Source organism: Sphaerotilus sp. (assembly GCF_031429695.1).
Taxonomy (GTDB): domain Bacteria; phylum Pseudomonadota; class Gammaproteobacteria; order Burkholderiales; family Burkholderiaceae_C; genus Sphaerotilus.
The window spans coordinates 54,751-66,366 of the sequence record NZ_JANPAB010000108.1 but is presented as its reverse complement, the minus strand read 5'-3'; the positions used below and the strand labels follow the sequence as shown (position 1 = coordinate 66,366).

The following is an 11,616-nucleotide window of genomic DNA, read 5'->3' as shown; positions in this document are numbered from 1 at the left end:
CTCCAGGCAGGGCAAGCCCATACCTTAGGCATTGATTGTTTAAGTGTCAAGCAAATCCGGCGCGACCCTTTTCAGGTCACCCCTTGCGTGCGACCTCGACGCCGCGGTTGGCGAGTTCATCCGCCTTCTCGTTGCCCGGATCACCCGCATGGCCCTTGACCCAGCGCCACTCGACCTTGTGCAACTGCGACAGCGCATCCATGCGCTGCCAGAGGTCGGCGTTCTTCACGGGCTGCTTGGCCGCGGTCTTCCAGCCGCGCGATTTCCAGCCGTGAATCCAGGTGGTGATGCCGTTCTTGACGTACTCGCTGTCGGTGTAGAGCACGATGTCGCAGGTGCGCTTCAGGCTTGCCAGCGCCTCGATCACCGCCGTCATTTCCATGCGGTTGTTGGTCGTGTCGCGCTCGCCGCCGAAGAGTTCCTTGGCATGGTCGCCGCTCTGCAGCCAGGCGCCCCAGCCACCGAGGCCGGGGTTGCCCTTGCAGGCGCCGTCGGTGTAGATGACCACCTGCGGTCGAGTCACGGACAGCGCAGGTTTTGCGGTGGCTGGAGCGGGGGAAACGGTGTCTTCGGTCATGCAGTGTGGCTATTCAGTCGAGTTCCGGGAGGGGCCTGGCGTGGGGTGCGGCTGGCGCTGGGCGACGGTGGCGGGTGCGGCACCCGCGCGGCGCTTGCGCTTCCATTCCGGGCCGAGCAGGCGCATCGCCCGCACGCGCTTGACGGCGGTCACCATGTAGACCGAGCCAAAGACCGGCCACCAGCGCTCGCCGGCCTCGTCCCACCAGGCGCTGCGGTCGAGCCATCCTTGCGAGGCAAACGGTGGACGATAGCACCCGAACTGCCCCGATTCGATCTCGAAACCCAGCAGGCGCAGCCAGTCGCGCAGCCGCCGCCAGCCAATGAATTCGCCGGTCTCCGACATCACCGGGCTGGTCATGCCGATGCGGCGACCGACCGTGTCCAGCCGGTGGCACAGGCCCCAGAGGCTGGCCGGATTGAAGCCAACGATGACCACACGGCCCTCCGGCATCAGCACGCGCTCGACCTCGCGCAAGGTGTGGTGCGCGTCCGCCGTCATCTCCAGCGTGTGCGGCAGAACGACCAGATCCAGGCTGTTGCTGGGGAAAGGGAGTGCGTCGTAGTCGGTGAGCACGCTGACAGGCAAGGCGCCATCCCCTCCGCGCAGGCCCGCATCGCCGGTACCGAGGAGCGCCGGGGTAAAGAGCAGGTCGGCATCGAGCTGCCCGTCGTTGAGCATCCAGCGGTGGCTGATGCGGCTGCAACGCAAGGCCTGCACCATTGGCCAGCCCACCTGGACGGCGTGGTAGCCGAAGATGTCTGCCACGACCCGGTCCAGCTGCCGCTGCTCCCAGGCAAGCAGATATCGGCCAGCCGGTGCTTTCAACCAGGGGGCCATCTCTATAATCAGGGAATCCTGCGCCATGAATCTGCTATCTCTACCCGCCTTTGACGACAACTACCTCTGGATGATCCACGACGGCCGCGAGGCGGTGGTGGTCGATCCGGGAGATGCGACGCCGGTCATTGCCGCACTGGACCGGGCCGACTTGCAGCTCACAGGCATTCTAGTGACCCACAAGCATCCCGATCATGTCGGAGGTCTGCGGGCACTGCGCGACCATCCGCGGGCGCGGGCGGCGCAGATCTGGGGTCCGGGCAACGAGCCGATGCCTGTGCCGGTGATCCCCGTCCACGACGGAGACCGCATTGCCTTGCCGGGCCTCGGCCTGGACATCGAGGTGATGGCCGTCCCGGGGCACACGCTGGGACACCTGGCGTTTTTCACCGGATCGGTCCTGTTCTGTGGGGATACGCTGTTCTCGGGCGGCTGCGGCCGGCTGTTCGAAGGCACGCCAGCGCAGATGCATGCGTCGCTGGGCCGCTTTGCTGCACTGCCAGCCGAGACGCTGGTCTGCTGCGCCCACGAATACACCTTGGCCAATCTGCGTTTCGCGCGCGCAGTCGAGCCGCACAGCCCCGCCTTGGCGGCGTACCAGGCCGAGTGCCAGTCCTTGCGTGAACGCGGTCTCCCCACCCTGCCCTCGACCATCGGGCGGGAGCGGCAGATCAACCCTTATTTGCGTTGCGACCAGCCGGACGTGATCGCCTGTGCGGTCGCCCGAGGCGCCGATGGCCGGGATCCGGTGTCGGTGCTCGCAACGATACGACGATGGAAAGACCAGTTTCAATGACCCGTCATGTACGCCCCACCACGTTTGCCCTGTCGGCGCTGATGCTGGCTCTGACCGGCTGTGCGTCGATGCCCGACAACAGCCAGGACGACGTCAAGCCGCCGCCGATGATGACCACCGTCGGTGCCAAGGAGCAGCCGCTGGCGCTGCTGCGCTCGGAAGGCCCGTTGTCACCGGTTCCGGGCATCGAGCCGGTGATCGCCAAGTCGGTGCTGCCGGCCGGGGCTGCGGCCATGCCGTCCATCGTCGAAGATCCGCGTGATGCCGTCGGCCCGCTGGAAGACCCGCTCAGCGGCCAGACGATGGTGCTGAACGACATCAACGCCCGCAAGGATCTCTGGGGCCGCGTACGGACCGGTTTCGGCATGCCTGTACTCGACAGCGATCTGGTACGCGAACACGAGCGCTGGTACGCCAGCCGTCCCGACTACGTCAAGCGCATGACCGAGCGCGGCTCACGTTACCTCTTCCACGTCGTCGAAGAGTTGCAGCGCCGCAAGATGCCGACCGAGCTGGCGCTGCTGCCCTTCATCGAGAGCGCCTTCAATCCGCAGGCCATGTCCTCGGCGCGCGCCTCCGGCATGTGGCAGTTCATGCCGCTGACCGGCAAGGACTACGCCCTCAAGCAGAACATGTTCCGCGACGACCGGCGCGACGTGCTGGCCTCGACCCGGGCGGCACTGGACTATCTGGGCCGCCTGAACAAGATGTTCAACGGTGACTGGCAGCTCTCGCTGGCCGCCTACAACTGGGGCGAAGGCAATGTGAAGCGGGCCATCGAGCGCAACCAGCGTGCCGGTCTGCCCACCGACTACGAGAGCCTGAACATGCCGGCCGAGACGCGGCATTACGTGCCCAAGTTCCAGGCGGTCAAGAACATCGTGATGGCTCCGCAGGACTTCGGCCTGGCGCTGCCGCCGCTGGAAAACCACCCCTACTTCGTGAGCGTGCCGATCCGCCGGGACATGGATGTGGCCGTTGCGGCACGGCTGGCGGGCATGACGCTGGACGAGTTCAAGGCGCTCAATCCGCAGATGAACAAGCCGGTCATCCTGGCGGCCGGTACACCGCAGGTGCTGCTGCCCTACGACAACGCAGGGGGCTTCATCCGCCGGTTGGGCGAGTTTCGTGGACCGCTGGCGAGCTGGACGGCGTGGGTCGTGCCCAGCACGATGCGCAGCGCCGAAGCCGCTCGGCAAGCCGGCATGAGCGAAGCGTCGCTGCGCGAGATGAACCACATCCCGCCGAAGATGCTGGTCAAGGCCGGCTCGACGCTGCTGGTGCAGCGCAGCGAACAACGCGTGCAGGATGTGCCGGAACACGTTGCCGACAACGCCCACATGGCGCTGGCGCCCGATCTGCCGCCGCTGCGCAAGGTGGCCATCAAGGCCCGCAAGGGTGACACCGTGCTCGCGCTGGCCAAGCGCTACCGTGTGACGGCCACGCAGATTGCCCACTGGAACCACATTGACGACGAGACGCGCTTCAAGAAAGCGCAGGCCCTCGTGATCTGGCAACCGGTCAAGGAAGCCGGCGCTTCCCGGCGTGAAATGGCAGCGGCCGGCAAGGCGGATCGCCAGCTCTCGCGGCGGGAGCTGGCCCTGGCCGCCCGCTCGGAGCGGGTGACCAAGGCTGGTGGCACGGCAGCGTCGCGTCAGCTCGCTGCCGCACGTGGCAATGCGGTCAAGGACACCAAGATCCGCCCAACCCGCCTCGCACGCAAATAAATCGCCCGCCCGGGAGGATCGCCGCCGCCGTGCTCAGCGGCGGTCCGAGAATGCGTAGGCGATCGTGCCGAGATCGACGTATTCGAGTTCGCTGCCGATCGGCACGCCCCGCGCCAGCCGCGTGACCTTCACGCCCCGCGCCCGCAGCGTTTCGCCGATGACGTGGGCCGTGACCTCGCCCTCTGCAGTGAACCCGGTCGCGACGATCAACTCCTGCACCAGACCGTCTCCGACCCGCTCCAGCAATTCGGGCAAACCGATGTCATGGGCGCCTATGCCGTCGAGCGGACTGAGCTTGCCCATCAGCACGAAGTACAGGCCCTTGTAGCTGCCAGTCCGCTCGATCGCGGCTTGATCCGCCGGTGTCTCGACGACACACAGCGTGCGCTCGTCGCGTACCGGATCGAGGCAGGTGACACACACCGGCTGCTCGGTGAAGGTGTGACAGCGTTCGCAATGCCGCACGCTGTGGACAGCGTGGTCCAGTGCGTACGACAGCTGCATCGCAGCATCCCGGTCGTGCTGCAGCAGGTGGTAAGCCATGCGCTGTGCCGACTTGACGCCCACGCCGGGCAGCCGGCGCAGTGCATCCACCAGCGTGGCGAGGGCGTCCGGAGCGCTCACGCGCCGTCCCGCATCAGAAGGGGAACTTCATGCCGCCCGGCAGCGGCATGCCCGCTGTCAGCTTGCCCATCTTTTCGGCGCTGAGGGCTTCGGCGCGGCGGATGCCGTCGTTGAATGCAGCGGCCACGAGGTCTTCGAGCATGTCCTTGTCATCGGCCAGCAGGCTGGGGTCGATGGTGACGCGCTTGACGTCGTGCTTGCAGGTCATGACGACCTTGACCAGACCGGCGCCGGACTGGCCTTCGACCTCGATCAGGCCGAGTTCGTCCTGGGCTTTCTTCAGGTTGTCCTGCATGGCCTGCGCCTGTTTCATCAGGCCGGCGAGCTGTCCTTTGAGCATGGGGTGTCCTTTCTGGGAGCGGTCTTGCGGAGAAATTGCAATGGAAAACGGAGGGAGAAGGCGATTCAGGCCACAGGGCGGATCGAGCCGGGCACGATGCGCGCGGTCGGATAGCGCGCGAGCAGCTCGGCCACCAGCGGATCGCTGGTGATCACGGCCTCGGCGTCGTTCTGGGCTTGCACACGGCGTGCGGCATCGCGCCGGGCGGCGCTGTCGGACACCGCACCGGCGACGACGTCTAGCACCACCGGCTCCGCCAGCAACTCGCTCAGCGCCGCCTGCAGGCGATCCCGGTGCCCCTGCTGGCGCAGCGATTCACGCTCGACGCGCAACACGAAACGCCACGGCGTCGCCTGCTCGTCGATGGACAGGCACTGCGCCTGCCAGGCCAGTTCGCGCACCAGGCCATTGATGCCACCGCGGCCGGCGAGTTCCGTGAACAGCGCGGTCCAGCGGGTCACGAGAGGATCTTCCAGCGACGGGGCGGACGACTCGGCAGCACGAACCGGCGTCTGCGCTGGCACCGGATCACCCTCCAACGGGATCTCGTCCCAGTCGGCTGGCGGACCTTCTTCCCAGGGCGCCAAGCCGCTGGGTTTGGCTGCGACGGGTGCTGGAGAAGGCACTGGAACTGGAACTGGTGCAGACACAGGAACGGGCACGGGGGCAGGCACCACCGCGACACGCGTGCTCGCCGCGACCGGCCGCAGCAGTTCACGGGACGACACGACCGGAGGCGCTGGTTTCACCACAACGGCGACCGGTGGTGCCACGCGCGGCGCTGCCGGCGTGGCCACGACCGCCGCACCTTGCGGCCGGAACGCCAGCAGGCGCAGCAGCACCATCATCAAGCCACTGTATTCGTCAGGCGCCAGCGCAAGCTCGGCCCGGCCGTGCAGCGCGATGCTGTAGAGGACCTGCGTTTCGTCCGGTGCCAGCAGCGGTGCGAGCGCGCGAACGGCAGGCGTATCCGGGTCGGTGGGATCGGCGGCATCCGGTACGGCCTGAACGAGCGCCATCTGCTGTGCGAAGGTCGCCAGTTCTTCCAGCGTGCCCGCGGCGGACAGGCCCAGTCCGCGCAGTTCGTCCACGGTGCGCACCAGCGCCGCGCCATCGCTGGCGGCCAGCGCCTCGACGATCCGCACCACATGGCCGCGGTCCACGGCGCCCAGCATCTGTCGCACACCCGCTTCGTCCAGGATCCCGCCGCCGAAAGCGATGGCTTGGTCTGCCAGGGACAGCGCATCACGCATCGAGCCGCGTGCCGCCCGCGACAGCAGCCGCAGCGCGCCGATCTCGGCCGGCACCGCTTCGGCCTGGAGCACCTGATCGAGATGTTCCTGCACCGTCTGTGGCGCCATTGGCCGCAGGTTGAACTGCAGGCAGCGGCTCAGCACGGTGACCGGCACCTTCTGTGGATCGGTCGTCGCTAGCACGAATTTCAGGTACTCCGGCGGCTCCTCCAGCGTCTTGAGCATCGCGTTGAACGCGGTCATCGTCAGCATGTGGACTTCATCGATCATGTAGACCTTGAAGCGCCCCACCACCGGCTTGTAGACCGACTGGTCCAGCAACTGGCTGATCTCGTCCACACCGCGGTTCGAGGCGGCGTCGAGTTCCACATAGTCCACGTAGCGGCCGGCGTCGATGTCGCGGCAGGCGTTGCAGACGCCGCAGGGCGCGGCCGTGATGCCGCCGGTGCCGTCCGGGCCGACACAGTTCAGGCTCTTGGCGAGGATGCGGGAGACGGTGGTCTTGCCGACGCCGCGGGTGCCCGTGAACAGGTAGGCGTGGTGCAGGCGCTGGCGCGTGAGCGCATTGCTCAGGGCCTGCACGACGTGCTCCTGGCCCACCATTTCGGTGAAGCTGCGGGGCCGGTACTTGCGGGCGAGGACGATATACGACATGGGGGCGGATTGTAGGCGGGCCGGGCTGGTCGATAATCCAGCCCCATGAATCAATCTGCCTCGCCCTCCGACCACTCCCACGGCCAACCCTCCGACCAGACCGGCACCCTCAGCTACGAGCAGGCCGGCGTCAACTACGACCTGATCGACCCGCTCAAGGTCACCGCGCAGCGCGCTGCCGCGTCCACCGCCGTCCACCTCGCCGGCCACGGGTTCACCGAAGTCGCCGCTTCGCGCGGTGAATCGGCCTACGTGGTCGATGTGGGTCCGTTCTATCTGGCGTCCATCGTGGAGTGCCTGGGCACCAAGACGCTGGTGGCCGACGAGATGGCCACCCTCACCGGCAAGAGCTATTACGACGGCATCGCGCAGGACACGATCGCCATGGCGATCAATGACCTGATCACCGTCGGCGCCACGCCGCTGGTGGTGCAGGCCTACTGGGCGGCCGGTGGCTCGGACTGGTTTGGCGACAGCCAGCGCGCACAGGCTCTGGTCGCGGGCTGGAAGCGCGCCTGCGAGGTCTGCAGCGTCGCGTGGGGCGGCGGTGAAACGCCGGCACTGGCGGGCATCGTCGAGGCAGGCCGCATTGACCTGGCGGCCTCCTGCACCGGCCTGATCAACCCGAAAGAGCGCCTGTCGGTCGGCGACAAGCTGGGTGCGGGCGACGCGATCATCCTGCTGGCCTCCAGCGGCATCCACGCCAACGGCCTGAGCCTGGCGCGCAAGCTGGTCGAGCGCCTGCCAAACGGCTACCTCACCGAAATCTCGCCAGGCGTCACCTACGGCGAAGCGCTGCTGGCACCGACCGTGCTGTATTCGCCGGTCACCGAGGCGCTGTGGAAAGCCGGCATCACGCCGCACTACTGCGCCAACATCACCGGCCACGGCTGGCGCAAGCTGCTGCGCCATCCGAGTGAACTGACCTACCGCATCCACACGGTGCCGCCCGTCACGCCGGTGCTGAAATTCATCCAGGAACAGGCCCGGCAGGACGACCGCGAGGCCTACTCGACGCTGAACATGGGCGCCGGCTTCGCGATCTTCGTCCAGGCGGAAGACGCGGAACGCACTGTCGAGATCGCCCGCGCCCAGGGCATCGCGGCCTGGAACGCCGGCGTGGTTGAAGATGGCCCGAAGCAGGTGCTGATCGAACCGCTGGACATCTCGTTCAGCAACGACGATCTGCAGCTGCGCTGACCGCACGCGCATGGTCGACTGGCTTCCGGACGACGACAACGGACACGCTCCGTTTCCTCCGACCAGTCGTGCGCTCGGCCCCGACACCGAAGCGCCGGGGCTGCTCTGCGCCGGTGGACAACTCAGCCAGCGGCGACTGGAGCTGGCCTACCGCCACGGCATCTTTCCGTGGTACGGCCCGGGCGAGCCTGTCCTGTGGTGGAGCACAGCGCCTCGCATGGTGCTGCAGACCGACCAGTTCCGGCTGCACCGCTCGCTGAAGAAGGTGCTGCGGCGCTTCGTGCAGGCGCAGGGCTGCGAGGTGCGCATCGACACTGCGTTCGATCAGGTCATCGGGCACTGCGCCGGGGTGGCACGCGAAGGCCAGCGCGGCACCTGGATCGTTCCCGAACTGCAGCAGGCCTATCGGCAATGGCACGGTGCGGGCGGTGTCCACTCCTTCGAAACCTGGGTGGACGGCCGCCTGGTCGGTGGGCTCTACGGGGTCAGCATCGGGCGGATGTTCTATGGCGAGTCGATGTTCGCGCTGCAGACCGATGCATCGAAGATCGCGTTGGCGGCGCTGGTGGCGTTCTGCCGCACGGAGAGCATTGCGTGGATCGACTGCCAGCAGCAGACACGGCACCTGGCCTCCATGGGCGCGGCCCCCGTGGAGCGGGCGGCGTTCGAAGCGCATCTGGCGCAGGTCACCAAGCTGCCGGCCCCGACGCAGTGGACCTATGATGCAGCGATGTGGAGGCAGTTGCCCCTCCTCGATCCCGATCCACCGACAGGCGAGTCCTCCGCGTGACGCATCCCCAAGACCTGCCACTGGCTGAACTCCAGTTCTACGCCACGGCGCCCTACGCATGCAGCTACCTCGATGGCCGCATGGCGCGCTCGCAGGTCGCCACGCCGTCCCACCTGATCAACGCGGACACCTACTCCGAGCTGGTTGCCGCCGGCTTCCGGCGCAGCGGGCTGTTCACCTACCGACCCTACTGCGATGGTTGCCAGGCTTGCCAGCCGCTGCGGGTGCCGGTGAACGAGTTCAAGCCCAACCGCAGCCAGCGGCGCGCATGGCGTGACCACCGCGAGATGCAGGTCAGCGTGACACGCCTGCGCTTCGTGCCCGAGCATTACGCGCTGTATCTCAAGTACCAGACGGCCCGACACAGCGGCGGCGGCATGGACCAGGACTCCGTCGACCAGTACACCCAGTTCCTGCTGCAGAGCCGGGTGAACTCGCGGCTGGTGGAGTTCCGTGAGCCGGCGCAGGCCGATGGTTCACAAGGCGCGCTCAAGATGGTGTCGATTCTCGACGTGCTGAACGACGGGCTGTCCGCCGTCTACACCTTCTACGAGCCCGACGACGACGCCAGTTTCGGCACCTTCAACGTCCTGTGGCAGATCGAGCAGGCGCGCACGCTCCAACTGCCCTTCGTGTACCTGGGCTACTGGATCGAGCACAGCCGGAAGATGGTCTACAAGGCCCAGTTCCGGCCGAACGAGGTGCTGGCCTCGGGGCAGTGGCACCGCAACGGCTAGCGGCATACACTCGTTCCATGACCGAATCAATGCTTTGGTGGATCGCAGCGGGTGTCGTGCTCGGCGCCGAGTTGCTGACTGGCACGGTCTATCTGCTGCTGCTGTCCGTGGGCATGGTCACGGCCGGTGCAGCGGCACACCTGGGGGCCTCATTCGCTGTGCAGATGCTGGTGTGTGCCATGGTCGGCGGCGCGTCCATGGTGCTGTGGCGATGGCGCAGTCGCTCCAAGGCCGCAGCCCCTGGCGGCGCGGCTGGTTTTGACCTGGACATTGGCCAACGGGTGCCGGTCACCCACTGGACGCACGACAGTCTGACCACCGTCCATTACCGTGGGGCCTCCTGGCAAGCGCGTTGGCAAGGCAGCACGCCCCCGCCTGGGCCCGGTGAATACGCCATCGTTGCCATTGATGGTGCGCGGCTGGTGCTGGGTGTCATCGCACCGCATGACCACCCGGTCTGACCTGATCACTCCACTCAAGGGGATTCCTCATGGACATGTTTGCGCTGGTCGTCCTGGTCGTGGCCATCATCTTCGTTGCCCGATCGCTCAAGGTCGTGCCCCAGCAGAATGCCTGGGTGATCGAGCGCCTCGGCAAATTCCACGGCACCTTGTCGCCAGGGCTGAATTTCCTGATTCCCTTCGTTGACCGGGTGGCGTATCGCCATTCCCTGAAGGAAATCCCGCTCGACGTGCCGAGCCAGGTCTGCATCACGCGCGACAACACGCAACTCAAGGTGGACGGCATCCTCTACTTCCAGGTCACCGATCCGATGCGCGCCAGTTACGGCTCATCCGACTACGTGAGCGCCATCACCCAGCTCTCGCAGACGACGCTGCGCTCGGTGATCGGCAAGATGGAGCTGGACCGTACCTTCGAGGAGCGCGAGATCATCAACGCCTCCGTGGTGTCATCGCTCGACGAGGCCGCGCTGAACTGGGGCGTCAAGGTGCTGCGCTACGAGATCAAGGATCAGACGCCGCCGAACGAGATCCTGCATGCCATGCAGCAGCAGATCACTGCGGAGCGCGAGAAACGCGCGCTGATCGCCGCATCCGAAGGGCGCAAGCAGGAGCAGATCAACATCGCCAACGGCCAGCGTGAGTCCTTCATCGCCCGGTCCGAGGGCGAGAAGCAGGCCGAGATCAACAAGGCCAATGGCGAAGCCGCAGCGATCACCCTGGTGGCCGACGCGACCGCGGACGCGATCCGCAAGATCGCCAGCGCCATCCAGCAGCCGGGTGGCGCGCAGGCGGTCCAGCTGAAGGTGGCGGAGAAGGCGGTGGACGCCTATGCGCAGCTCGCGCAGAAGAACAACACGATGATCGTGCCTGGCAACATGAGCGAGGTCGCCGGGTTGATCGGCACCGCGATGGCGCTGATGCGCAAGCCACCGACCAGCGGGGCCGGCGCCGATCAGTCATCGCCCTGAGCGTCCAGTCCGGGAAACAGTACGTCGGTGTAGCCAAAGCGGCTGAAATCCCGGATGCGCATCGGGTAAAGGCGGCCGATCAGGTGGTCACACTCATGCTGCACGACCCGGGCGTGGAAGCCGCTGACTTCACGCTCGATGCAGTTCCCGGCCGTGTCCCATCCGGTGTAGCGGATCTGCGACCAGCGGGGTACCAAACCGCGCAGGCCCGGCACGGACAGGCAGCCCTCCCAGCCCTCTTCCTCTTCGTCGGACAGCGCCGTGATGGTCGGATTGATCAACACGGTGCGGGGCACGGGCAGCGCGTCCGGATAGCGCTGGTTGCGCCCGAAACCAAAGATCACCACAGCCAGATCGACACCGATCTGCGGCGCGGCGAGGCCTGCGCCCTGCACCGCTTCCATGGTCTCGAACAGATCGGCCACCAGCGCATGCAGCTCCGGGCTGTCAAATGTTTCGACACGATGCGCCACCCGCAAGAGGCGCGGGTCTCCCATCTTCAGAATGTCTCGTACGGTCATGGATATTCGTCTTTCAGGGCAATGCACACACGATACCGCAGCTGGATGGGTCGCCCGGCAAACGAGGCAGTACCAACTTGATGTGAGAATATTGGCGCTTTGAAGCTGTTTCTGAAACTGGAATT

General features: G+C 66.5%; 13 protein-coding genes. 7 read left to right on the top strand and 6 right to left on the bottom strand.

All coding sequences use genetic code 11. The features are described from left to right. Nucleotides 1-76: 76 nt before the first annotated feature. Nucleotides 77-577: a ribonuclease HI gene (rnhA, locus tag RMP06_RS20845; protein ID WP_310463712.1), complete on the bottom strand. Its 501-nt coding sequence runs from the start codon at nucleotides 575-577 to the stop codon at nucleotides 77-79. A 9-nt stretch (nucleotides 578-586) separates the two neighbouring features. Next, entirely contained in the window at nucleotides 587-1,345 is a 759-nt protein-coding gene (locus tag RMP06_RS20840; protein ID WP_310463711.1) for a class I SAM-dependent methyltransferase, read from the bottom strand. Between the two features lie 97 nt (nucleotides 1,346-1,442). Between RMP06_RS20840 and gloB the strand changes: the two genes are divergently transcribed. Both gloB and RMP06_RS20830 read left to right on the top strand, forming a co-directional pair. Then, complete coding sequence (gene gloB / locus RMP06_RS20835) at nucleotides 1,443-2,213, top strand: hydroxyacylglutathione hydrolase (protein ID WP_310463710.1); 771 nt, start codon at nucleotides 1,443-1,445, stop codon at nucleotides 2,211-2,213. Further along, nucleotides 2,210-3,940, top strand: a complete 1,731-nt coding sequence (locus RMP06_RS20830; protein WP_310463709.1) for a transglycosylase SLT domain-containing protein — start codon at nucleotides 2,210-2,212, stop codon at nucleotides 3,938-3,940. The genes gloB and RMP06_RS20830 overlap by 4 nt, the downstream gene beginning before the upstream one ends. Before the next feature lie 33 nt (nucleotides 3,941-3,973). Here the strand turns inward: RMP06_RS20830 and recR are convergent, their stop codons facing one another. The 3 genes from recR to dnaX all read right to left on the bottom strand — a co-directional run bounded on the left by recR (nucleotide 3,974) and on the right by dnaX (nucleotide 6,811). After that, on the bottom strand, nucleotides 3,974-4,564 hold the full coding sequence (gene recR, locus RMP06_RS20825) for a recombination mediator RecR (protein WP_310463708.1): 591 nt from the start codon (nucleotides 4,562-4,564) through the stop codon (nucleotides 3,974-3,976). A 13-nt stretch (nucleotides 4,565-4,577) separates the two neighbouring features. Further along, on the bottom strand, nucleotides 4,578-4,904 hold the full coding sequence (locus tag RMP06_RS20820; RefSeq protein ID WP_179635470.1) for a YbaB/EbfC family nucleoid-associated protein: 327 nt from the start codon (nucleotides 4,902-4,904) through the stop codon (nucleotides 4,578-4,580). A gap of 65 nt (nucleotides 4,905-4,969) precedes the next feature. Further along, nucleotides 4,970-6,811 (bottom strand): DNA polymerase III subunit gamma/tau, encoded by a 1,842-nt coding sequence (gene dnaX, locus RMP06_RS20815; protein ID WP_310463707.1) that lies wholly within the window; start codon nucleotides 6,809-6,811, stop codon nucleotides 4,970-4,972. 45 nt (nucleotides 6,812-6,856) lie between these two features. Here dnaX and RMP06_RS20810 point away from each other — a divergent pair, with 45 nt between their 5' ends. Genes RMP06_RS20810 through RMP06_RS20790 form a run of 5 tightly spaced genes read left to right on the top strand, consistent with a single transcriptional unit; the run spans nucleotide 6,857 to nucleotide 10,970 of the window. Next, on the top strand, nucleotides 6,857-8,011 hold the full coding sequence (locus RMP06_RS20810) for an AIR synthase-related protein (RefSeq protein WP_310463706.1): 1,155 nt from the start codon (nucleotides 6,857-6,859) through the stop codon (nucleotides 8,009-8,011). Between the two features lie 10 nt (nucleotides 8,012-8,021). Continuing rightward, entirely contained in the window at nucleotides 8,022-8,801 is a 780-nt protein-coding gene (gene aat / locus RMP06_RS20805; protein WP_310463705.1) for a leucyl/phenylalanyl-tRNA--protein transferase, read from the top strand. After that, the gene (locus RMP06_RS20800) at nucleotides 8,798-9,538 is read left to right on the top strand and encodes an arginyltransferase (protein WP_310463704.1); all 741 of its coding nucleotides are present in this window, start codon (nucleotides 8,798-8,800) and stop codon (nucleotides 9,536-9,538) included. Before aat ends, RMP06_RS20800 begins: the two co-directional genes overlap by 4 nt. 17 nt (nucleotides 9,539-9,555) lie before the next feature. Then, complete coding sequence (locus RMP06_RS20795; RefSeq protein WP_310463703.1) at nucleotides 9,556-9,999, top strand: NfeD family protein; 444 nt, start codon at nucleotides 9,556-9,558, stop codon at nucleotides 9,997-9,999. Nucleotides 10,000-10,028: 29 nt separating this feature from the next. Then, nucleotides 10,029-10,970, top strand: a complete 942-nt coding sequence (locus RMP06_RS20790) for an SPFH domain-containing protein (protein ID WP_310463702.1) — start codon at nucleotides 10,029-10,031, stop codon at nucleotides 10,968-10,970. On the opposite strand, the gene def is transcribed toward RMP06_RS20790, so the two are convergent. Beyond that, complete coding sequence (gene def, locus RMP06_RS20785; protein ID WP_310463701.1) at nucleotides 10,955-11,491, bottom strand: peptide deformylase; 537 nt, start codon at nucleotides 11,489-11,491, stop codon at nucleotides 10,955-10,957. The two genes, RMP06_RS20790 and def, sit on opposite strands and share 16 nt — an antisense overlap. Nucleotides 11,492-11,616 lie beyond the last annotated feature (125 nt).